This is a genomic window from Arthrobacter sp. Soil_N43, assembly GCF_057655195.1.
The window spans coordinates 14,432-36,308 of sequence record NZ_JBDGML010000069.1; the positions used below are offsets into that span (position 1 = coordinate 14,432).

A 21,877-nucleotide genomic window follows, 5' to 3' on the forward strand; every position below is an offset into this window, starting at 1 on the left:
TCCCGCGGCCGAATGAGTCCGATACCCAGGCACCATAACCAGGAAGAGATACGAACTTTGAGCAGCCACTACGACGTTCTCGGAGTCTCCCCGGAAGCCACCGGAGAAGAGATCAAAAAGGCCTACCGCAAGCTGGCCCGCACCCTGCACCCGGACGTGAACCCGGGAGCTGAAGCGTCTGACCGGTTCAAGGCGGTCACCCATGCCTACGAGGTGCTGTCCGATCCGCAGAAGCGCAGGGTTTATGACACCACGGGCAACGAGAACGGCACGGACAACGGCTTCGGCGGCGGCAGCTACGCCGGCCAGGGGTTCGCGTTCCAGGACATCTTCGACACCTTCTTCGGCGCCGGCGGAACCGCCGGCCCGGCGTCGCGTGTCCGGCGGGGGCAGGACGCCCTCATCAGCGTCCGGATCGACCTGCGCGACGCCGTCTTTGGCGCCAACAAGAAGCTCGAAGTCGATACCGCCGTCGTCTGCCCCACGTGTGACGGCTCCTGCTGCCGCGAAGGCACTCATCCGGAACGCTGCGACATCTGCGGCGGCAGTGGCCAGGTCCAGCGCGCCGTGCGTTCCATCCTCGGCCAGGTCATGACGTCCGCACCCTGCGGATCCTGCGAGGGCTTCGGAACCGTCATCAAGGATCCCTGCAACGAGTGCAGCGGCCAGGGCCGGATCCGCAGCCGGCGGTCGCTGACCATCAAGGTCCCCGCCGGTGTGGCCACGGGCACCCGGATCCAGCTGTCCGGGCAGGGCGAAGCCGGTCCGGCCGGCGGGCCGTCCGGCGACCTCTACGTTGAAATCCGCGTCAACAACGACCCCACCTACGTCCGCGACGGCGATGACCTCCACGCCACGCTCAACATCCCCATGACCGCTGCGGCCCTCGGCACCGAGCTGAGCCTGGACACCTTCGACGGCAAGCAGGACATCGACGTCAAGGCCGGCACGCAGTCGGGCGAAGTCATCACCCTCCGCGGGCTCGGCGTCACGCACTTGCGGGGCTATGGTCGCGGGGACCTCAAGGTCCACCTGCAGGTCGAGACGCCCGCCAAGCTCGACCCCGCCCAGGAAGACCTGCTGCGTCAGCTCGCCAAGCTCCGCGGCGAACAGTTCTCCGAGGGCAAGCTCGCCGCGAGCGGCGGCGTCTTCGCGAAGCTCCGGGACCGCCTCGGTAACCTGTAGCGGTGAGCAATCCCGTATTTTTCACCGCTGCCGGAACACTGGACACCACACAGCCCGGTTCGGTTTTTGTGCTGGACGGCGCCGAGGCCCGCCATGCGGTGACAGTCAAACGGCTGGGTGTGGGGGAGCCGGTCGACATCGCCGACGGCGCGGGCCGGCGCATGACCGGAACCGTACAGCACACCGCGCCCGCGGAACTGACCGTCGAGTGCACGTCCGTCACGGTGGAGGACCGGCCCGGCGTGCGCCTGGTGCTCGTCCAGGCCCTTGCCAAGGGCGACCGGGACGAGCTGGCCATCGAGACGGCCACAGAGCTCGGCATCGACGCCGTCATTCCCTGGCAGTCGGAACGGTCGATTGTGCGGTGGAAGGGCGACCGCGCCGCCAAGGCCCACGCCAAGTGGCAGTCGGCAGTCTCCGCAGCCGCGAAGCAGGCACGGCGGGCATGGATCCCCGAGGTGCGTCCCGCCGTCGACACCCAGGGCCTGGCAGCCCAGGTGGCGGGCGCCGCCCTGGCGGTGATCCTGCACGAAGACGCGGTGAAGCCGCTGCGCGGAGTCCTCGAGGGATGGCACGGCGCGAGCCAGTCCGGGGGGGCTCCCCGGGAGATCCTGCTGGTCGTCGGGCCGGAAGGCGGCATCAGCCCGCGGGAGGTCACCAAGCTGTGCAGCGCCGGAGCCGTGACAGCACTCCTGGGACCGCACGTGCTGCGGTCGTCTACGGCCGGGCCCGCCGCCGTCGTCGTCGCCAGTGATGTGCTGGGGCGCTGGTAGCCGCCGCAATCGCAATTGCTGCTAGCGGACCGAGAAGCCCCGGGTGTCCACGTTCGGTTCGTCCTCGGTGCGGCCGGGATCGATCTGCGAAACGCGGATCTCGTAATTGCCGGGGCCGAGCTTCACGGCGAGGCTGAAGATTCCGGAAGAGTCAGCCTCTGCTGACGCAGTGGCCTCGCCATTCAGGTACTTCTCCTTGTCGCCGTTCTCCTGGACCTTCAGGATCTGCCAGCGCAGCTTGCCGCCGGCATCCGTGCTGCGCCCGTTGATCTTCACCCGTCCGTCGGCAACTTCGATGCCTTCCTGGGGGTCAATGATCCACACCGGGGCCACCATGCCCACGCTTCGGGACATGGGGGCGCCCAGCTTGACGTGCTTGAAGGCCTGGTAGTCGGTGTGCCCGTCCACCAGGATCGCCACCTCGATCTGCTGGGCGGCGTCGATCAGGCCGGAGCTCGCGCCGGCGGCCGTCGCCGTGTACACGAGCTGCTGGATGGCCCGCTGCGCCATGTCCGCGTCAAGGTTGCTGTTGAATGCGTCGGCCGAGACATCCACGGTGATCACGTTCGTACCGGAAATGGACGTGGCAAGGCTCTTGGGGTTCTGCCAGGGTGTGAAGTAGTCCGGGTCCAGCGGGGTCTCGGACATCATGGCCCGGAGCGCCTTCGTGATCGGATTGTCCTCGCCCGGCACGTCCCGGAATTCGCGGTAAAGGTATACGTCCGTGTTGCTCCGGCCGATCCAGTACACCGGGGCCTTATTGGAGGATTGCATCGTTTCCAGCGGCGCGCTGGTGGTCGGAGCGCTGTCAACTCCAGCTGACCGCCGTGCCTGGGACGGAACATCCGACGGGGCGGCCGCGGGATCAGGCTCGGCGATGCATCCGGTAAGGAGCAAAGCGGCAGGAAGCAGCCAAAGCGCCAGCACGGAACGGATCCGCGCGGCTGCTTTCGGGCCGGACAATCCTGGCTGCCTGATGTCGATGCTCCCTTCGGATATTCGGTGGACCGCCCGCCGCGTCGCGGCAGGCAGCGGGTCTTCCCCACGGCGGCGGGCATGCGTAACCGGTGCCCGCTCTCTGTATTTCCAGCATTACACAAGGCCCCGGGGCGCCGGGCGCCCATCGCGCGTCGGGGCCCGAACTGCAACGGGAACGATATGAGGCCGAGACAAAGTTGATACCTAATGGCGGGAACCCGTCATCTAAGAGCCGGCCTGCCCGCCCGGCCGGACGGTGAGTGAGGCCGCTTGCTGGCGTAAGATAGAAGGACTTTGAAGGGTAATCCACAAAGGGTAATCCACACTGGAGGGAACCAGAGGCCTGCGGGCCGGCACCATGACTGAATCAGCAAACGGAAAGCGCCGCCTCAACACCGGGGACCGCACCGCGGGAGAGTTCCCGCATACCTTGCCCGGTATCCGAACGGAGGTGGTCATCTTCGACAACTCTGATCAGATGGTGCAATCCCTCGGTAGTCACGACGAAGCCCTCCGCTTTATCGAGGACCAGTTCCCGTCCGTCAGCTTCCATGTCAGAGGCAACGAGCTCTCCATCAGCGGACCATCGGCCGACGTCCCTCGCATCATGCGGCTCCTGCACGAAGTGCGGGGACTGGTGGCGCGCGGCACCGTGATTACGCCCGCCGTGCTTCAGCAACTCGTGCTGTTGCTGCGCAGCCAGTCGCTGCAGAATCCTGTTGACGTTCTGACCCACGACATCCTGTCCAGCCGGGGCAAGACCATCCGCCCCAAGACGCTGAACCAGAAGAACTACGTGGACGCGATCGACGCCAACACGGTGATCTTCGGAATCGGCCCGGCCGGCACGGGCAAGACCTACCTGGCGATGGCCAAGGCCGTGCAGGCGCTGCAGCAAAAGGAAGTCAGCCGGATCATCCTCACCCGACCGGCAGTGGAAGCGGGGGAGCGCCTCGGGTTCCTCCCGGGCACGCTCAGCGACAAAATCGATCCCTACCTGAGGCCGCTGTACGACGCCCTGCACGACATGATCGACCCCGAATCCATTCCGCGGCTCATGGCGGCCGGCACCATCGAGGTGGCGCCGCTGGCCTACATGAGGGGCCGGACGCTCAACGACGCCTTCATCATCCTGGACGAGGCGCAGAACACCACGCCCGAACAGATGAAGATGTTCCTGACACGCCTGGGCTTTGGGTCGAAGATGGTGGTCACCGGTGACGTCACCCAGGTGGATCTGCCGTTCGGAACACGTTCGGGCCTGCGGATAGTCGAAGAAATCCTGCAGGGCATCGACGACGTCAATTTCTCGGTTCTGGACGCCGCGGACGTGGTGCGCCACCGGCTGGTCGGCGACATCGTCAACGCCTACGGCATCTGGGACGAGGCACAGCGACACCGGGTTAAGCATTCCGTTCCCCGGGAAAAACGGGGAGAGCACGCATGAGCATCGAAGTGAACAATGAATCGGGCGTCCAGGTGGACGAGGCCCAGCTGGTGGCGCTCTCCCGGTTCATCTTCGAACAGCTGTACATCCACCCCCAGGCCGAGCTGTCGATCCTGCTCGTGGATGAGCCCGCCATGGAAAAACTGCACATCGAGCTCATGGATGAACCCGGCTCCACCGACGTGCTCTCCGTCCCCATGGACGAACTCACGCCGGGCACCCCGGACAAGCCGACGCCGCAGGGAATGCTGGGCGACATCGCCATCTGTCCACAGGTGGCGGAGGTCCAGGCGCGCAACGCCGGCCACTCCACGCAGGACGAAATGCTGCTGCTGACTACACACGGCATCCTGCACCTCCTGGGCTACGACCACGCGGAACCGGAAGAAAAGGCAGAAATGTTCGGCCTGCAGCGTGAGCTGCTGGCAGAGTTCACCGGCAAAGAAGCTCCCTCCGAGACCATCCAGTGACATCACCGCTCCTTGTCTGCATGGCGCTGCTGTTCCTTGGTGCCGCAGCGCTGCTGACGGCCGCCGAGGCGGCGTTCAGCTTCCTCCCGCGGCACGATGCCGAGCAGGCGCTGCTGAAGAGCCGCGGGACCGCGCTCCGGCGGATCCTGGACCAGCCGATGACGCACATGCGCGCCCTCAGGTTCTGGCGCATCTGGTTCGAGACTGCATCCGCGGTTGCCGTGGCGGTGCTCTTCTACAGCCTGCTGGACAATGTGTGGCTCGCCGGCCTCGCGGCAACGGGCATCATGGCCGTCTTGGGCTTTGTGATCGTGGGCGTCTCACCCCGGCAGCTGGGCCGCTCGCATGCCGCCGGAGTGGTGCTGTTCTCGGCTTCCATGATCAGGTTCCTGGCCTGGGTCCTCGGACCCATTCCGGGCTGGCTGGTCAGGCTCGGCAGCACGGTGGCACCCGGCTCGCCCGGCGGAGACGACGCGTTCTTCAGCGAGGAAGAATTCCGGGAGCTCGTGGACAGGGCCACCGAATCGGACATGATCGAGGACAACGAGGCCGAACTCATCCAGTCGGTCTTCGACTTCGGCGACACCCTGGTCCGTTCCGTCATGGTGCCCCGCACGGACATCCTGAGCATCGACGCCGGCTCCAGCCTGCACCGGGCCATGTCGCTGTTCCTGCGTTCCGGATACTCACGGATTCCGGTCATCGGGGAAAACACCGACCAGATCCTGGGGATCGTCTATCTCAAGGACGTGGCCGCCGTCATCCACGGCCTGGCGCCGGATGAAGAACCGCCGCTGGTGGAAGAGCTGGCGCGCGACGTGCGGTACGTCCCCGACTCCAAGTCGGTGAGCGACCTGCTGCGGGAGCTGCAAAAAGAGTCGACGCACGTCGCGATAGTCATCGACGAGTACGGCGGAACGGCCGGGCTCGTCACCCTTGAGGACCTGATCGAAGAGCTCGTCGGTGAGATCGTGGATGAATACGACACCGAAAGCGCCGAAGTGGTGGACCTGGGGGACGGCACGTACCGTGTCAGCGCGCGAATGAGCATCGACGACCTCGGCGAACTCTTCGACCTCGAGCTCGAGGACGACGAAGTGGACACCGTGGGAGGCCTGCTGGCCAAGGCGCTGGGCCGCGTGCCGATCGTGGGCAGCGCCGTGGAAGTAGACGGCGTCTCGCTCCGGGCCGAGCGGCTGGAAGGCCGCCGAAACCGCGTCAGCCACATCATTGCGGCCGCCGTTCCCAAAGGCGCTGTTCCCAGCAATGCCGTTCCGATGAATACTGACCTTGAAGACCTTCTCGACGAGGCAAAACAAATGCAACAGGGAGTTCCACGTGAGCAAGCAGAATAAGGCCGACGGCGGCGCACCTTTTGGCGGCTACCACGCCGGGTTCTCGGTGCTGGTGGGCCGGCCGAACGCCGGGAAATCGACGCTGACCAACGCCCTGGTGGGCAAGAAGGTCGCCATCACCTCCGCCAAGCCGCAGACGACCCGGCACACCATCCGGGGCATCGTCCACCGTGAGGACGCCCAACTGATCCTCGTTGACACGCCCGGTCTCCACCGGCCGCGGACCCTGCTCGGAAAGCGCCTCAACGACCTTGTCGCGGACACGCTCGCCGAAGTGGACGCCATCGGCTTCTGCCTTCCGGCCAATGAAAAAATCGGCCCCGGCGACAGGTTCATTGCCGCACAGCTCGCAGCAGTGGGCCGCAAGCCCGTGATCGCCATCGTCACGAAGGCCGACCTCGTCGACCGGCAGGCACTGACCGAGCAGCTGCTCGCCGTCGCGGCCCTGGGCCGTGAAGTGCTGGGCGAAGAAGGCTGGAAGGACATCGTGCCGGTGTCCGCCACGGACGGGTTCCAGGTGGGCACGGTGGCCGACGTGCTGATCAGCCACATGCCGCCGTCGCCTCCCCTGTACCCGGACGGTGAGCTGACGGACGAGCCGGAATTGGTCATGGTGGCGGAACTTATCCGCGAGGCGGCGCTCGAGGGCGTACGGGACGAGCTTCCGCACTCCCTTGCCGTGGTGGTTGACGAGATCGTTCCGCGCGAGGGCCGGGCGGAGGACAACCAGCTTCTCGACGTCCGGGTGAACCTCTACGTGGAGCGGCCCTCGCAGAAGGCGATCATCATCGGCAAGGGCGGAAGCCGGTTGCGGGAGGTTGGCACCAACGCACGCAAGGGAATCGAAGCCCTGCTCGGCACGCGGATCTACCTCGACCTCCACGTCAAGGTGGCCAAGGACTGGCAGCGCGACCCCAAGCAGCTCGTTAAGCTCGGGTTTTAGCCCGCACCACGCTCTTTCCCGGCGTTCCCACGCCGGAGCTGGGTGCGCTTACGGCGTTTTCCCAGACTCGGCTACTAAAATAAGCCGGATTTCGTTTTTAGAGGAAGGTACACCCTTTGGTGCTACGCCGCGACAACCGCGCCCAAGGGCCGGGCGCACCTGCCCGGTCCCAGCCAGCTGCCCGGCATGCCGGAGATGCCCGCCTTGGGGCTGCCCGCCATCTGAACCTGCGCCACAGGCCCGTTTGGCTGAAGGTGACCACCGCCGTCGTCGCCGTTGTCCTGCTGGGCGGCCTCGCATTCGCCGGCTACTGGTACTTCAGGCTGCAGATGAACATTTCCTCGTCTGCCCTCGGGGCGGGCAGCAACAAGACCGACACCGTGGACGATGCGACGGGCCGCCTGCAGATTCTCATCCTGGGGTCCGACACCCGGGACGGCAAGAACGCCGGCTACGGCACCGCCGACGATTCGAAAGGCTACGGCAAGTCGGATGTCATGATGCTCATGGACATCTCGGAGGACAACAAACGCGTCAGCGTCGTCAGCTTCCCCCGAGACCTCCTCGTCGACATCCCCCGGTGCACGGACCAGAAGACGGGCAAGGACTTTCCGGCGCGCACCGGAGTCATGATCAACGAGGCCATGGGCGAAGCGGGCATCGGCTGCGCCGTCGACACCGTGAACAAGCTCACCGGACTCGAGGTGGACCACTTCATGATGGCCGACTTCAACGCCGTCAAGGAGCTGTCAAACGCCGTCGGCGGTGTGGAGGTCTGCATCAGCGACGCCGTGTATGACCCTGACTCCCGGCTGCGCCTTCCGAAGGGCAAGTCCCAGGTCCAGGGCGAGCAGGCCCTTGCCTACCTGCGCACCCGTCACGCCTTCGCCGACGGCGGCGACCTTGGCCGCATCAAGGCCCAGCAGGGCTTCCTGTCCTCGCTGACCCGCAAGATCAAGGATGACGGCACCCTGTCCGACCCGGTGAAGATGCTCAACATCGCCGACGTCGTGACGAAGAACCTCACCGTCGACGAGGGCCTTTCGTCCGTGCCGGCGATGATCACCATCGGCAACCGCCTCAAGACGATCGATGTCAGCAAAGTGGCCTTCGTTGCGGTGCCGACCGTCCCTGCCGCAAGCGATCCCAACAGGCTGGAACCGGCCCAGCCGGCGGCCTCACAGCTTTTCGCCGCCCTGAAGAAGGACATCGACCTGACCGATCCGGACGGCAAGCAGAGCCCGTCGCCGTCCGCTTCGCCGAAGCCGACCACTCCGGCGGCGCCTTCCGCCACACCCACACCCACGCCCACCACACCGGCCGCGCCGTACGACAAGGCGCTGCAGCCGGTTACCGTGGCCAACGGAACCGCGGTGCCCACGCGGGCGCAGGAGATCGTGGACGCGCTGGTCACGGGCGGCTTCACGCAGACAGGACAGCTGGAAGCGGGCCCCGCAGCGCAAACCATGGTGTACTACGGGACCGACTTCGCCGACGTGGCGGCCGACGTCGCCGCACTGTTCGGCATTCCGGCCAGCCAGGTGGCGCCGTCGCCGGGAGTCTCCGGAGTCCAGCTGTATCTCGGTGCCGATTTCGCCTCGGGGTCCAAGTACGGCAAGGCATCGGTTCCCAAGGACATCGTCAACCAGACGGCCAAGGATGCCACCTGCCAGACGGCGAATCCGGAACTGATCGTCGCAGAGGGCGCAGGCTGACCTGATCCGACAGGAACCGGTCATGAAAATGCCGGGCCAACCAATGGTTGGCCCGGCATTTTGCCGTACTACCAGATGCTGACGCGTTCCTCCGGGGGCATCCACATGCCGTCCTCTTCGGTAACGCTGAACGCGGCGTGGAAGGCGTCCAGGTTCCTCGCGATGGCGTTGGTGCGGAATTCATTGGGGGAGTGCGGGTCCGTGGCCAGCCGCCGGATCGCTTCCTCCCCACGGATGACCTGGCGCCAGGCCGCCGCCCAGGAGACAAAGAACCGCTGCTCGCCCGTCAGCGCGTCCAGCACCGGTGGTTCCTGCCCGTCGAGGCTGAGCCGGTACGCCTTGTAGGCAATGGTGAGGCCGCCGAGGTCGCCGATGTTTTCGCCCAGGGTGAGCCGTCCATTCACGGTGTGACCCGGTGCCGCCGACGGGGAGAGCATGTTGTATTGGTCGACAAGGCGGCTGGTCAGCGCCTCGAACGCCTTGCGGTCATCCTCGGTCCACCAGTTCCGCAGTTCACCGGTGCCGTCGAACTGCGAGCCTTGGTCGTCGAACCCGTGGCCGATCTCGTGGCCGATCACCGCTCCGATTCCTCCGTAGTTGACGGCGTCGTCAGCGTCCGCAGTGAAGAACGGCGGCTGCAGGATCGCCGCCGGGAACACGATCTCGTTGAGCATCGGGTGGTAGTAGGCGTTAACCGTCTGCGGCGTCATGAGCCACTTGTTCAGGTCGACAGGCTTGCCCACCTCGTCAAGGTGGCGGTCGACGTCGGCATTGTGGGCGCGTTCGACGTTGCCGAGCAGGTCCGAGGGATCGATGGTGACCGCCGAATAGTCGATCCACTCGTCCGGGTAGCCGATTTTGGCGCGGAAGGCCCCGAGCTTGCGGAGCGCCTCTGCTTTTGTGTCCTCGCCCATCCACGAAAGGTCCGTGATGCTCTGCCGGTAGGCCTCGATCAGGTTGGCGACGAGGGTCTGCATGCGCTCCTTGTGGCTCTCGGGGAAATGCCGGGCAACGTAGATCTGCCCCACAGCTTCGCCCAGGGCTGCTTCGACGACTGCGACCCCCCGCTTCCAGCGGTCCTTGTTCCGGGGTGTGCCGCTGATCGTGGTGCCGTAGAACGCGAAGTTCGCGTCGACGAAGGCCGAGGAAAGGTAAGGGGCCGCAGAGTTGATGACGCGCAGGGCCAGCCACTCCTGCCACACGGGCAGGGATTCCGAGACCAGCAGGGCTGCGGCGCCGGCGAAGAAATCGGGCGTGCTGACCACTATCTCCTGGCGCTTGTCCGGAACGATGTTCGCCGCCTCGAACCAGGCGTCCAGCAGGGGGAACAGCTCATTCAGCTGCTCCGCGGACCTCAGGTTGTAGGTTTTCTGCGGGTCCCGCAGTGTCACGTTGTCCCAGTGGTGCGAGGCAAGGGCGGTTTCCAGGGCGACGACGCGGGCCGCTGCCGCCGCAGGATCGGCGATGCCTGCCATGCCGAACATGGTGCCCACGTAATCCCGGTACGCTTCCACGGTGGGGACGAACTTTTCCTCGCGGTAATAGGATTCGTCGGGGAGTCCCAGGCCGCCCTGGCCGGTGTACAGCAGCACCCGGTCGGGATTTCCGGCGTCCGGGGCGGGGTAGATGTAGAAGAGGCCGGACACGTCCGCCCGGAAAAGCCGGCCGGCAAGGGCAACGAGCTCTCGGATGCTGGTGGTGGCGAACACCTCGTCCAGCCTGGCGCGGATCGGGTCCATGCCCTTGGCCTCGACGGCGGCTTCGTCCATGAAGCTGTTGTAGAGGTCGCCGATCTTACGTTCAATGCCGCTGGCCGCAGGTCCCTTGCCGGCGGCTTCCTCGATAATCTCCCGGACCGCGAGTTCCGCCCCGTCCCGCAGGGCAGTGAAGGTCCCCTCCAGCGGGCGGTCATCCGGGATGGTGGTGCTCTTGAGCCATGCCCCGTTCACGTGCTGGTACAGGTCGTCCTGTGGCCGGACGCTGTGGTCGATATTTGACAGGGCGATCCCCGAATGTGGCACAGAAGCTCCTTCGATGACGGGCTGCCGCCGGCGCTGGCACCGGTGCAGCGTCTGCATGGTGGACGTTGCGAGGGTGTTGCTCCTTCATCTTACGCACCCGTGTTACTGTGAAATGGTGCGCGCAGAACTGCTTCTTCTTAGCTGCCGCGGCGAGGCCTCAGACGCGATCTAGCGCAAGGCCCACCCTCGTCGCGGAGTTTGTGTTGCCCGGCCACCTTTCACTCAGGAATCACAGAAAAGGCCCCGATAGTAATGCGAAACGCACAGAAGACCTCAGGAATGCCCGTCCACCGCTACATCCCGTTCCAGGACCAGATCACCGTTGAACTGCCGGACCGGACGTGGCCGGACAAAGTCATCACGAAGGCGCCGCGCTGGTGTGCAGTGGATCTGCGCGACGGCAACCAGGCCCTGATCGACCCCATGAGCCCGGCCCGCAAGATGAAGATGTTCGAGCTGCTGGTACGCATGGGTTACAAGGAAATCGAGGTCGGCTTTCCGTCTGCCTCGCAGACTGACTTTGACTTCGTCCGTCAGCTGATCGAAGGAAACCACATCCCGGACGACGTCACCATCCAGGTGCTGACGCAGGCCCGCGAGCACCTGATCGAGCGGACCTACGAGTCCCTGGTCGGCGCCAAACAGGCCATCGTCCACCTCTACAACTCGACGTCGGTCCTGCAGCGCCGTGTGGTCTTCAACCAGGACGAGGACGGCATCCTGGACATCGCACTGCAGGGCGCACGCCTGTGCAAGAAGTACGAGGAAACGCTGGCGGACACGCACATCACCTACGAGTACTCACCGGAGTCCTTCACGGGAACCGAACTCGAATACGCCGTCCGCGTCTGCAACGCGGTGGCCGATGTCTTCGAAGCGTCCGCGGACAGCCAGGTCATCATTAACCTGCCGGCCACGGTTGAGATGGCCACGCCGAATATCTACGCAGATTCCATCGAGTGGATGAGCCGCCACCTGCACCCCCGCGAGGGCATCATTTTGTCCCTGCACCCCCACAACGACCGCGGGACCGGCGTCGCCGCCGCCGAGCTCGGCTACCTGGCCGGAGCCGACCGCATCGAGGGCTGCCTGTTCGGCAACGGCGAGCGGACCGGCAACGTGGACCTGGTTACCCTGGGGCTGAACATGTTCGTCCAGGGCATCGACCCGATGATCGATTTCTCCGACATTGACGAAATCCGCCGCACGGTGGAGTACTGCAACCAGCTGCCCGTGGCCGAGCGGGCCCCCTATGGCGGCGACCTCGTCTTCACGGCGTTCTCCGGGTCCCACCAGGATGCCATCAAGAAAGGCTTCGAGGCCTTGGAGAAGGACGCCGCAGCTGCAGGGAAGGAAGTCAGCGACTTCACCTGGCAGGTCCCGTACCTGCCGGTCGACCCGAAGGACCTGGGCCGGAGCTACGAGGCCGTCATCCGCGTGAACTCGCAGTCCGGCAAGGGCGGGGTGGCCTACCTGCTGAAGAACGAGCACAGCCTGGACCTGCCCCGTCGCGCCCAGATCGAATTCTCCGGCGTTATCCAGCGCCGCACCGACACCCACGGCGGCGAGGTCAGCGGCGCCCAGCTGTGGCAGGTCTTCCAGGACGAGTACCTGCCGTCCGATTCGTCCGACCGCCAGTGGGGCCGCTACTCCCTGGGAACAGTCAAGACGGAAACCGATGACAACGGCTCCATGACCCTGCACACCGCCCTCACCGTGGACGGCGTCCAGGTCAGGCGCACCGGCACCGGCAACGGTCCCATCGCTGCGCTGCTGGACATCCTCGGCCAGGACGGCGTGGATGTCCGGGTGCTGGACTACAGCGAGCACGCCCTCTCGGAAGGCGGAAACGCCCGCGCCGCGGCCTACGTGGAATGCGCCGTCGGTGAGCGGGTGCTGTGGGGCATCGGCATTGACCCGAACACCAGCATGTCCTCGCTGAAGGCCGTCATCTCGGCCGTGAACCGTGCTGTCCGGGACGCCCAGGCTTAACGAGTTCAGGTGCGGTTTGTTCAGGTGCGCCGCCGGTCCGGCGGCGCACCTGCACCCCGGAAAGCAGGGTTTTCCGGCAGACAGTGCGAAGATTAGGCGTGGTCCAACAGTCATTTGCAGCGCGTGCCTACCGCGATGAAGGCGTAGTGCTGCGTACCCATAAACTGGGCGAAGCGGACCGGATCATCACGCTGCTGACGAAGCACCACGGCCAGGTGAGGGCGGTCGCGAAGGGCGTCCGCCGCACCAGCAGCCGCTTCGGCGCCCGCCTCGAACCCTTCATGGTGGCGGATCTGCAGCTCGTCTCCGGCAAATCCCTGGACATCGTCACCCAGGCTGAGGCCAAGGGAGCCTACGGCGGGAACATCGCCGCCGACTACGGCCGGTACACAGTCGCCGCCGCTATGACGGAGACCGCCGAAAAGCTGACGGACGTCGACGGCGAGGCCGGCACAGCGCAGTACAACCTGCTCGTCGGCGCGCTGGCGGCCCTGAGCCGCGGGGACCACACGCCGGAACTGATCCTGGACTCGTACCTGTTGCGTGCCCTCGCCACCGGAGGCTGGGCCCCCAGCTTCACCCGCTGCGCGCGCTGCGGTGCAGCCGGACCCCACAACGCGTTTTCCGCGCCGCTGGGCGGCATGGTTTGCAACGACTGCCGGCCGCCCGGATCAGCCGCCCCGGCCGCCGAGACGGTGGCGCTCTTGGGTGCCCTGCTCACCGGAAACTGGACGACGGCGGATTCCTCACTGCCGCTGCACCGGCGGGAAGCGGCAGGCCTCGTGGCCAGTTATCTGCAGTGGCACCTCGAACGTGTCCTGAAATCCCTCAAACATGTGGAGCGTACCTAACAGTGTCCTTGGGAAAGAAGACCACCCCTGCCCGGCGCCGCACCGCTCCTGTGGTTCCGCCATACCCGCACCCTTCCGGCGCCTTGGCGCCGGCGATCCCGGCGGAATTCGTGCCCCGGCACGTGGCGATCGTCATGGACGGCAACGGACGCTGGGCCAACCAGCGGGGGCTGCCCCGCATCGAGGGCCATAAAGCGGGGGAGCCCGCGCTGCTGGACGTCGTGGCCGGCGCCATAGAACTCGGCATCAAGTACGTCACCGTCTACGCGTTCTCCACGGAAAACTGGCGGCGCTCCCCGGAGGAAGTGCGCTTTCTGATGGGATTTAACAAGGATGTGCTGCGCCGGCAGCGGAACCAGCTGGACGAATGGGGCGTGCGGGTCCGCTGGTCCGGCCGCCGGCCCAAGCTGTGGGGATCGGTGATCCGCGAGCTGGAAGAGGCCGAGGCCTACACCGCCGGAAACAGCACGTGCACGTTAACCATGTGTGTTAATTACGGCGGCCGCGCCGAGATTGCCGACGCCGTAACGGCCATTGCCGAAGAAGTCGCCGCCGGCCGGCTCAAGCCCGGTTCGATCACCGAGAAAACGGTCCAGAAGTTCCTCGACGAACCGGACCTGCCCGACGTCGACCTATTCCTGCGCAGTTCGGGGGAACAGCGGCTTTCCAACTTCATGCTCTGGCAGTCTGCGTACGCGGAGTTTGTTTTCCTGGACACGCTCTGGCCGGACGTCGACCGCCGCACGCTCTGGGATGCCGTGGGCATCTACGCCCAGCGGGACCGCCGCTACGGGGGAGCGGTGGACGCCGCCGACACAGGAGCGGCTGCCCACCAGGCCGGCTAGAAGCTGGGCAACGGCAGAAACGTCTGGACAGCCGTGGTTCCCTTGCCCTTCTGGGCACAACTCACAGCCGCCTAGGGCGAGGGGTCCGCATAACCGCGGATCCAGCGCGTCAGCCGCCGGTACGCGTCCGCACGCACCTCGGCGCTGGACAGGAAAACGTCATGTAGGGCGCCGTCAATGCGCTCCACGGACACACTCCGGCCCAGTGACAGGGCCCGTACGGCGATGACGTTGACGTCCAGCACCGCGTCCGTCCTGCGCATCTCCTCGTTCCAGACCAGGCCGTTCTCGCTGGCCCGCGAAATAAGGACGAGGATGGGGATGTCGATGCCGAGCCCGCGCGCCACCTGGGCTTGGCCGGCAAGGACGGCGCTGAGCCAGCCGGCGCGGACCGGAAAGGCCATGGGAGGCCGGTACTTGTCATCCAGGGTCCATTCCCCTTCCGCGGAGCTGCTGATGCTGCGCCAGTAGAAGCCGCGTTCGGGCAGCCGGAGCACAGCCTCCGGCCGCAGCCGGGCGAGGGGCTCCACCATGGTCCACGCGGCCCGCCGCACCAAGGAGCTGCCGTGCATTTCCAGCCACGGGCTGTTCAGGACCAGCTGTGACACCACCCCCGGATTCCGGCTCACCCACAGGGCTGCCACGAGGCCTCCGGTGGAGTGCCCCATCATGGCAAGGGACAGCGGCGCCGTGGGCTGCATCGCGGTGATCATGCCGACGGCGGCGCCGATTTCGGCGTCGTAGTTTGCGAGGTCGGCAACGTACCCGCCGTGTGTCTCCGGCCGCAGGCTGCGGCCGTGGTTGTGCATGTCCAAGGCAAAGAACTCGAAGCCCTGGCCGTTCCAGAAGCGTGCCAGTTCACCATTGAAGAAGTAATCGCTCCAGCCGTGCAGGAACAGCACGGCACGGCGCCGCTCCCGTGAAGCCGCGGACGGGGCGGTTTCCGTCAGCGGGGCATACCGGACAAGCGTCGCAGTGCGGGTGACGCCGTCGGCGCCCACAGCCCCAAAGGCATAGGATTCGAACCCCTCGCCGAGGATATCGCTCTGCCACTCCATGGCACCAGAGTAGACTTTCCGCTGCGGTGTGGCCGACACGTGCCCGGGCTGGTTTGGTCTGCACCGCCGAAGACGGAAAACTAGAGGCATGCGCGTATATCCCACTTTCTTCAGGCTGGCCTTTTCATGGATGGACGCCGAACGCGCCCACAAAATCGGCTTCAAGGGCATCCGCCTGGCCCATTCCTCCGGAGCGGGCCGACTGCTGGCGCGCTTTACGGCCCCGCCCGCGTCCCTGCAGACGAGTGCATTCGGCCTTACGTTTCCGTCGCCGTTCGGGCTCGCCGCCGGCTTTGACAAGGAAGGCCACGGCATCGAGGCCCTGACTGAACTCGGCTTCGGCCATGTCGAGGTGGGCACCATCACCGGCCGTGCCCAGCCCGGCAATGAGCAGCCGCGGCTGTTCCGGCTCATCGAAGACCGTGCCGTCATCAACCGGATGGGCTTCAACAACGACGGCGCAGCTGCCGTGGCACCGCGCCTCAAGTCGGCCCGGGCCGCCCTGCAGCGGCGTCATCCCAAGGTTCGTCCCCTCATCGGGGTGAACATCGGGAAAAGCAAAATCGTGGAACTCGAGGACGCCGTGGAGGATTACCTCATCAGCGCGCGCAGCCTCGCTCCCGCGGCCGACTACCTCGTGGTGAACGTCAGTTCCCCCAACACGCCGGGCCTCCGGCTCCTGCAGAACGTGGAGACCTTGCGGCCCCTTTTGACTGCCGTCGGGGAGGAAGCCGACAAAGCAGCCGGGCGCCACGTGCCCCTCCTGGTCAAGATCGCCCCGGACCTCAGCGACGAGGACATCGACGACGTCGCCCGGCTCGCGCTGGACCTGGGCCTGGACGGCATCATCGCCACGAATACAACCATCGGACGGACGGGCCTGAAGTCCGACAGCGAAAAGATTGAAGCCTGCGGGGCGGGCGGGCTGTCCGGGGCCCCGCTGAAGTCACGCTCCCTGGAGGTGCTGCGCCGGCTCAAGGAAGCAACGGCCGGCCGGCTGACGCTGGTTTCCGTGGGCGGGGTAGAGACGCCCCAGGACGTGCAGGACAGGCTGGATGCCGGTGCCACCCTCGTTCAGGGGTACACGGCCTTCCTCTATGAAGGGCCGTTCTGGGCAGCGCGCATCAACAGGCGGCTGGCCAAAGCCCGGCGCGCTGGCTAAGACAGCCCGGCCCCAGGGAACGCAGCAGCCCCCGGCGGTAACACCGCCGGGGGCTGCTGCGTTCTGCGTCGGATCCGGAAACGGGCCCGGAGCATGGAAAGCCGTTGGTCAGGACGGGTACTGGCCGCGCCGGACCAGCGGCTTGGGGAGTCGAAGCTTCCGGAACTGCAGGGAGCGCATCGAGCCATACCAGACGGTGCCCCGCTCCACCTCGCCGAACTTCTGAATCAGCCTCTTGCGCAGCTGCCGGGACAGGATGAACACGTCCACGAAGACTGCCAGGAACATGACCCAGAACCCACCGAGGACATAAATCATCTGTTCACTGGTGGAGGGAACCACGAGCGAGATGATCACAAAGACCAACGCACCGAACATGAGGTATTCACCGAGGCTGAACCGCGCGTCCACATAGTCGCGGGCAAACCGCTTCTGCGGCCCCTTGTCACGGATCGGGAGATACTTCTCGTCGCCGGTATCGAGGGCCTGGCGCATTTTCAGGCGCTGCTCCTGCACAGCGGCACGCTCTGCCGCCTTCGAGGCCTTGCGGTCCTCGGGCACGAGGGGCCGCTTGCGTGCCGCTTCCTGCGCCTTGCGCTTGGGCGTGGGTGCACCCTTGCCCATGACCCCGGGCTGCCGGCCAGCTGCATCGGCAGCCTGTTGGTCTACTACGTCCTGCGCCGCTGGCGCTTCCTTTTTACGTCCAAACACCAAAACAGAATACCTTGCAGGGCCCGGCCGCCCGTCATGCCAAAGCGCGGGCATCACCCGGCGTGACACGCGCTGGCGAGGCCGGTGGCGTCTTCTACGTTGTGGGCTGCGCCACGGGTAGTGTTTTGGCCATGACTTCACCATCTGCGGCCACCCCGCAACATTCGGGCAGTTCGGTTGCCGGCATCGACACGGACGCCCTGCGGAATGCCGTCAACGCCGGCTTTGAGGCCACCATGTCCGACCTGAAGAACCTGGTCAGCATCCCCGGCATCGCCTGGGCCAGCTTCGATCCCGCACAGCTGGACCGCAGCGCCGAAGCCGCTGCCGCACTGGCTCGTGGCGCCGGTTTCCAAGACGTCCGGATACTCCGGTGCACTAAGGAGGACGGAACGGCCGGGGGACCGGCCGTCGTGGCCCGCCGCGAAGCAGCAGAAGGCAAGCCCACCGTACTGCTCTATGCCCACCACGACGTGCAGCCGCCGGGCGATACGGCTCTGTGGGAATCAGAGCCCTTTACCGCCGTCGAACGCGAAGGCCGGCTCTACGGCCGCGGAGCCGCCGACGACAAAGCCGGCATCATGGCGCACGTCGCTGCCTACGCTGCCGTGACCCAGGTGCTTGGTGACCAGTTCGGGCTGGGCGTGACCCTGTTCTTCGAAGGGGAAGAAGAAGCGGGCTCGCCGACCTTCCGCACATTCTTGGAAACCCACCGGGAGCTGCTGCGCGCCGACGTCATTGTCGTGGCGGACTCCAGCAACTGGAAGGTGGGCGTCCCGGCGCTCACCACAAGCCTCCGTGGCCTGATCGACGGAACCATCGACGTCCAGGTCCTCGAGCATGCGGTGCACTCGGGAATGTACGGCGGCCCGGTGCTGGATGCCCCCACACTCTTGTCGCGCCTCATCGCAACCATGCACGATGACGAGGGCAGCGTGGCCATCGACGGGCTCGTCGGCTTTGACGACGCCACGGTGGACCTGACCGAAGCAGAGTACAGGGCGGACGCCTCGGTACTCGACGGCGTTAAACTGGCCGGCAGCGGTTCGATAGCGTCCCGGATGTGGACCAAGCCGGCCCTGTCCATCATCGGCATCGACGCTCCCGCAGTTGACGTGGCCTCGAACACGCTGGTGCCCCGGGCGCGGGCAAAGTTCAGCCTCCGGCTCGCCCCCGGCCAGGTGCCGGCCGAAGCGATGGAGGCAGTCCGGCGCCACGTCGCGGCGAATGCCCCGTTCGGGGCGAAGGTCGTGTTCACCCCGGGAGAGAGCGGCAACGCCTACCTTACGGACAGGGGTTCGGCGGCTGCCGGATACGCGATGTGGGCGCTGGGGGAGTCCTGGGGCGTGCCGGCGGTGGAAATGGGCATCGGCGGGTCCATTCCGTTCATTTCAGACCTGACTGAGCTGTATCCGGAAGCCCAGATCCTCGTCACCGGCGTGGAGGACCCGGATTCACGGGCACACTCCGCCAACGAATCCCTCCATATTGGGGACTTTCGGAATGCGGTTGTGGCGGAGGCGCTGCTCCTGGCACGTCTTAACAACGAGGGTCTTGGTTGAGGGCTCCGGGACTTTCAGGCGCGCCGCGGCCTGTACGGGAACAAGTCGCGGACGGCCTTGGTTACGCCTGTAGTTAGAGCTACGCGTGCTATCGACGTAGCATGTAGCTATAGCCCATACCGTTTCCGTAGGGGCAGGCACCGTGCACGCGGGGCCGCCAGGACCGTCGTTAGAAGGTAGGCCAATGAGCACTACGACCAATGAAAACAGCACCGAATCCACCGGCGCGGCAAGTGCCGAACTGGCGAGCCACGAGGTTCAGCTGACGGACGTTGCCGCAGGCAAGGTCCGCAGCCTCCTTGAGCAGGAAGGCCGCACAGACCTCCGCCTTCGTGTTGCAGTGCAGCCGGGCGGCTGCTCCGGACTGATTTACCAGCTTTACTTCGACGAGCGCCTTCTGGAGGGCGACGCCGTACGCGATTATGACGGCGTCGAGGTCGTGGTCGACAAGATGAGCGTGCCGTACCTCAGCGGTGCCAGCATCGACTTTGAGGACACTATCTCCAAGCAGGGGTTCACCATCGACAACCCCAACGCAGGCGGTTCATGCGCCTGCGGCGATTCATTCCACTAACGGGCCCGCTAGCCCTTCCTCACGTGTGGCGGCGCCGGTAATAACCGGCGCCGCCACACGGGTGAGTACATGTGGGCGAAAACGCGCGGGGAGCGGTAAGCTCTACACCGAGTAGTAAAACTTTTAGTGTGCCCGGGACGCCATAGGCCGCCCTGGCAACAGCAACAAGTAGGAAGGGCCGTCTGTGAGTTCGCAGAACCGAACCGGCAGCCGACGCAAAACGATCACTACGATCACTGGCTTGGCAATTGCCGGCGCGTTGGTTTTGACTGGATGTTCGCCAGTGGTAGAGAAGGGGTGGCTGCCAACTGAGCGTGGGACCACCAGTAATACCGACCGCATCATGGACCTCTGGGTCAACTCATGGATTGCCGCGCTCGTGGTGGGCATCATTACCTGGGGCTTGATCGTTTGGTGCCTCGTCGCCTACCGGCGCCGCAAGGGGACCGTCGGGTTCCCCCGGCAGACCAGCTTCAACCTTCCGCTCGAGGTCTTCTACCTGACCATTCCGCTGTTCATGGTCCTGGTGTTCTTCTACTTCACCGACCGCGACCAGCAGGCCATCGATGACCGCTCGCAGCCGGCCGACGTCGTTGTTGACGTCCGCGGCAAGCAGTGGGCCTGGGACTTCAACTACAAGAAGGGCGAGGTCATCACCGAGGACGTCCACGAAGCCGGTGTCCAGGCACACCTGACCGGTGAAGCGGTGGACAAGGAGAAGCTCCCCACGCTCTACCTGCCCGTTGGCAAGTCCGTCGACGTGGAACTGAACTCCCGCGACGTCATCCACTCCTTCTGGGTTCCCGCCTTCCTGCAGAAGCGCGACATGATCCCGGGTAAGACCAACTACATCCGGTTCACGCCCACCAAAGAAGGCACCTATGACGGCAAGTGCGCCGAGCTCTGCGGCGAATACCACTCCGAAATGCTCTTCCGCGTGAAGGTTGTCTCGGAGTCCGAATTCCAGGCGCACATGAACCAGCTCCGCCAGGACGGCAACACGGGCCTGCTCGGCGAAGAGTACGACCGCAACCCGAGCCTGACCGAGAAGAAGTAAGGGGAGCGACGTGGCTACTTACACTCAATCCGCCGGGATCCTCGAAGCTCCCGCATCACCTGTAGTACCGAAATCCAAGGGGCGCATCGTCGTCAACTGGATCACCTCCACGGACCACAAGACCATCGGGTACATGTACCTGATCGCGTCCTTCGTGTTCTTCTGCCTCGGCGGCGTGATGGCGCTGCTTATCCGTGCCGAACTATTCGAGCCCGGCATGCAGATCCTGCAGACCAAAGAGCAGTACAACCAGCTGTTCACGATGCACGGCACTGTCATGCTGCTGATGTTCGCCACCCCGCTCTTCGCCGGCTTCGCGAACGTCATCATGCCGCTGCAGATCGGCGCCCCTGACGTTGCCTTCCCGCGGCTGAATGCCCTGGCCTTCTGGTTCTTCCTCTTCGGCTCCACCATCGCGGTGTCCGGCTTCATCACTCCGCAGGGTGCGGCCTCGTTCGGCTGGTTCGCGTACGCACCGCTGTCGAACACCACATTCAGCCCCGGCATCGGTGGTGACCTGTGGGTCTTCGGCCTGGCGCTGTCCGGCTTCGGCACCATCCTCGGCGCCGTCAACTTCATCACCACCATCATCTGCATGCGCGCCCCGGGCATGACGATGTGGCGCATGCCGATCTTCACCTGGAACACCCTGGTCACGGCAATCCTGGTCCTGATGGCGTTCCCGCCGCTGGCCGCAGCACTGTTCGCCCTCGGCGCGGACCGCCGCTTCGGCGCCCACATCTTTGATCCCGAAAATGGCGGCGCCGTCCTGTGGCAGCACCTCTTCTGGTTCTTCGGCCACCCCGAGGTGTACATCATCGCGCTGCCGTTCTTTGGCATCGTGTCCGAGATCTTCCCGGTCTTCAGCCGCAAGCCGATCTTCGGCTACAAGGGCCTGGTCTACGCAACGATCGCCATCGCCGCCCTGTCCGTGACCGTGTGGGCGCACCACATGTACGTCACCGGATCTGTGCTGCTGCCGTTCTTCGCATTCATGACCATGCTCATCGCAGTGCCCACCGGCGTGAAGTTCTGCAACTGGATCGGCACCATGTGGCGCGGTTCAATCACCTTCGAGACCCCGATGCTCTGGAGCATCGGCTTCCTCATCACGTTCCTCTTCGGCGGCCTCACCGGCATCATCCTGGCCTCCCCGCCGCTGGACTTCCACGTCTCCG

General features: G+C 65.5%; 19 protein-coding genes. 15 read left to right on the plus strand and 4 right to left on the minus strand.

From position 1 onward, the window contains the following. Positions 1–57: 57 nt before the first annotated feature. Entirely contained in the window at positions 58–1,185 is a 1,128-nt protein-coding gene (dnaJ, locus tag AC3A3W_RS06690; RefSeq protein ID WP_205653881.1) for a molecular chaperone DnaJ, read from the plus strand. Between the two features lie 2 nt (positions 1,186–1,187). Next, complete coding sequence (locus AC3A3W_RS06695; protein ID WP_487441329.1) at positions 1,188–1,958, plus strand: 16S rRNA (uracil(1498)-N(3))-methyltransferase; 771 nt, start codon at positions 1,188–1,190, stop codon at positions 1,956–1,958. 21 nt (positions 1,959–1,979) lie between these two features. Here AC3A3W_RS06695 and AC3A3W_RS06700 read toward each other — a convergent pair whose 3' ends face one another. Next, positions 1,980–2,732, minus strand: coding sequence for a GerMN domain-containing protein (locus AC3A3W_RS06700; RefSeq protein ID WP_487441331.1), 753 nt, complete (start codon positions 2,730–2,732; stop codon positions 1,980–1,982). A 562-nt stretch (positions 2,733–3,294) separates the two neighbouring features. On the opposite strand from AC3A3W_RS06700, the gene AC3A3W_RS06705 reads away from it, so the two are divergent. The 5 genes from AC3A3W_RS06705 to AC3A3W_RS06725 all read left to right on the plus strand — a co-directional run bounded on the left by AC3A3W_RS06705 (position 3,295) and on the right by AC3A3W_RS06725 (position 8,866). Next, a complete protein-coding gene (locus AC3A3W_RS06705) occupies positions 3,295–4,383 on the plus strand; it encodes a PhoH family protein (RefSeq protein ID WP_487441332.1) in 1,089 nt (362 codons plus the stop codon). Further along, a complete protein-coding gene (gene ybeY / locus AC3A3W_RS06710; RefSeq protein ID WP_400576190.1) occupies positions 4,380–4,853 on the plus strand; it encodes an rRNA maturation RNase YbeY in 474 nt (157 codons plus the stop codon). Before AC3A3W_RS06705 ends, ybeY begins: the two co-directional genes overlap by 4 nt. Next, complete coding sequence (locus tag AC3A3W_RS06715) at positions 4,850–6,208, plus strand: hemolysin family protein (RefSeq protein ID WP_487441333.1); 1,359 nt, start codon at positions 4,850–4,852, stop codon at positions 6,206–6,208. The genes ybeY and AC3A3W_RS06715 overlap by 4 nt, the downstream gene beginning before the upstream one ends. Further along, positions 6,192–7,151 carry a GTPase Era gene (era, locus tag AC3A3W_RS06720; protein ID WP_487441334.1) on the plus strand — a complete coding sequence of 320 codons (960 nt, stop codon included), beginning with the start codon at positions 6,192–6,194 and terminating at the stop codon, positions 7,149–7,151. Before AC3A3W_RS06715 ends, era begins: the two co-directional genes overlap by 17 nt. Positions 7,152–7,267: 116 nt before the next feature. Next, entirely contained in the window at positions 7,268–8,866 is a 1,599-nt protein-coding gene (locus AC3A3W_RS06725) for an LCP family protein (protein ID WP_487441336.1), read from the plus strand. 68 nt (positions 8,867–8,934) lie between these two features. Here the strand turns inward: AC3A3W_RS06725 and AC3A3W_RS06730 are convergent, their stop codons facing one another. Next, positions 8,935–10,887: a M13 family metallopeptidase gene (locus AC3A3W_RS06730; RefSeq protein ID WP_487441337.1), complete on the minus strand. Its 1,953-nt coding sequence runs from the start codon at positions 10,885–10,887 to the stop codon at positions 8,935–8,937. Positions 10,888–11,139: 252 nt separating this feature from the next. Between AC3A3W_RS06730 and leuA the strand changes: the two genes are divergently transcribed. The 3 genes from leuA (at position 11,140) to AC3A3W_RS06745 (ending at position 14,575) form a co-directional block, all read left to right on the plus strand. Then, a complete protein-coding gene (leuA, locus tag AC3A3W_RS06735) occupies positions 11,140–12,879 on the plus strand; it encodes a 2-isopropylmalate synthase (RefSeq protein WP_487441339.1) in 1,740 nt (579 codons plus the stop codon). A 98-nt stretch (positions 12,880–12,977) separates the two neighbouring features. After that, complete coding sequence (recO, locus tag AC3A3W_RS06740; RefSeq protein ID WP_487441341.1) at positions 12,978–13,730, plus strand: DNA repair protein RecO; 753 nt, start codon at positions 12,978–12,980, stop codon at positions 13,728–13,730. Between the two features lie 2 nt (positions 13,731–13,732). Next, positions 13,733–14,575, plus strand: coding sequence for an isoprenyl transferase (locus tag AC3A3W_RS06745; protein WP_487441342.1), 843 nt, complete (start codon positions 13,733–13,735; stop codon positions 14,573–14,575). Between the two features lie 71 nt (positions 14,576–14,646). Here AC3A3W_RS06745 and AC3A3W_RS06750 read toward each other — a convergent pair whose 3' ends face one another. Then, on the minus strand, positions 14,647–15,633 hold the full coding sequence (locus AC3A3W_RS06750) for an alpha/beta fold hydrolase (RefSeq protein ID WP_487441344.1): 987 nt from the start codon (positions 15,631–15,633) through the stop codon (positions 14,647–14,649). Between the two features lie 88 nt (positions 15,634–15,721). On the opposite strand from AC3A3W_RS06750, the gene AC3A3W_RS06755 reads away from it, so the two are divergent. After that, on the plus strand, positions 15,722–16,795 hold the full coding sequence (locus AC3A3W_RS06755) for a quinone-dependent dihydroorotate dehydrogenase (protein ID WP_487441345.1): 1,074 nt from the start codon (positions 15,722–15,724) through the stop codon (positions 16,793–16,795). Between the two features lie 108 nt (positions 16,796–16,903). Here AC3A3W_RS06755 and AC3A3W_RS06760 read toward each other — a convergent pair whose 3' ends face one another. Beyond that, entirely contained in the window at positions 16,904–17,506 is a 603-nt protein-coding gene (locus AC3A3W_RS06760; RefSeq protein WP_487441347.1) for a DUF3043 domain-containing protein, read from the minus strand. A 131-nt stretch (positions 17,507–17,637) separates the two neighbouring features. Here AC3A3W_RS06760 and AC3A3W_RS06765 point away from each other — a divergent pair, with 131 nt between their 5' ends. From AC3A3W_RS06765 to AC3A3W_RS06780, 4 genes are all read left to right on the plus strand, one after another. Continuing rightward, positions 17,638–19,068 carry a M20/M25/M40 family metallo-hydrolase gene (locus AC3A3W_RS06765; RefSeq protein WP_487441349.1) on the plus strand — a complete coding sequence of 477 codons (1,431 nt, stop codon included), beginning with the start codon at positions 17,638–17,640 and terminating at the stop codon, positions 19,066–19,068. A 184-nt stretch (positions 19,069–19,252) separates the two neighbouring features. After that, entirely contained in the window at positions 19,253–19,642 is a 390-nt protein-coding gene (locus tag AC3A3W_RS06770) for a HesB/IscA family protein (RefSeq protein WP_487441351.1), read from the plus strand. 184 nt (positions 19,643–19,826) lie between these two features. Continuing rightward, on the plus strand, positions 19,827–20,699 hold the full coding sequence (gene ctaC / locus AC3A3W_RS06775; RefSeq protein WP_205653866.1) for an aa3-type cytochrome oxidase subunit II: 873 nt from the start codon (positions 19,827–19,829) through the stop codon (positions 20,697–20,699). A 10-nt stretch (positions 20,700–20,709) separates the two neighbouring features. After that, positions 20,710–21,877 (plus strand): cbb3-type cytochrome c oxidase subunit I (locus AC3A3W_RS06780; protein WP_487441353.1); only part of this gene is annotated, 1,168 nt, incomplete at its 3' end.

Excerpts from the sequence above, each read along its gene's own strand:
- leuA (WP_487441339.1), top strand. The coding sequence starts at position 11,140 with ATGCGAAACGCACAGAAGACCTCAGGAATGCCCGTCCACCGCTACATC.
- AC3A3W_RS06750 (WP_487441344.1), bottom strand. The coding sequence starts at position 15,633 with ATGGAGTGGCAGAGCGATATCCTCGGCGAGGGGTTCGAATCCTATGCC.
- ybeY (WP_400576190.1), top strand. The coding sequence starts at position 4,380 with ATGAGCATCGAAGTGAACAATGAATCGGGCGTCCAGGTGGACGAGGCC.
- AC3A3W_RS06765 (WP_487441349.1), top strand. The coding sequence starts at position 17,638 with ATGACTTCACCATCTGCGGCCACCCCGCAACATTCGGGCAGTTCGGTT.
- AC3A3W_RS06755 (WP_487441345.1), top strand. The coding sequence starts at position 15,722 with ATGCGCGTATATCCCACTTTCTTCAGGCTGGCCTTTTCATGGATGGAC.
- AC3A3W_RS06705 (WP_487441332.1), top strand. The coding sequence starts at position 3,295 with ATGACTGAATCAGCAAACGGAAAGCGCCGCCTCAACACCGGGGACCGC.
- AC3A3W_RS06770 (WP_487441351.1), top strand. The coding sequence starts at position 19,253 with ATGAGCACTACGACCAATGAAAACAGCACCGAATCCACCGGCGCGGCA.
- AC3A3W_RS06700 (WP_487441331.1), bottom strand. The coding sequence starts at position 2,732 with ATGCAATCCTCCAATAAGGCCCCGGTGTACTGGATCGGCCGGAGCAAC.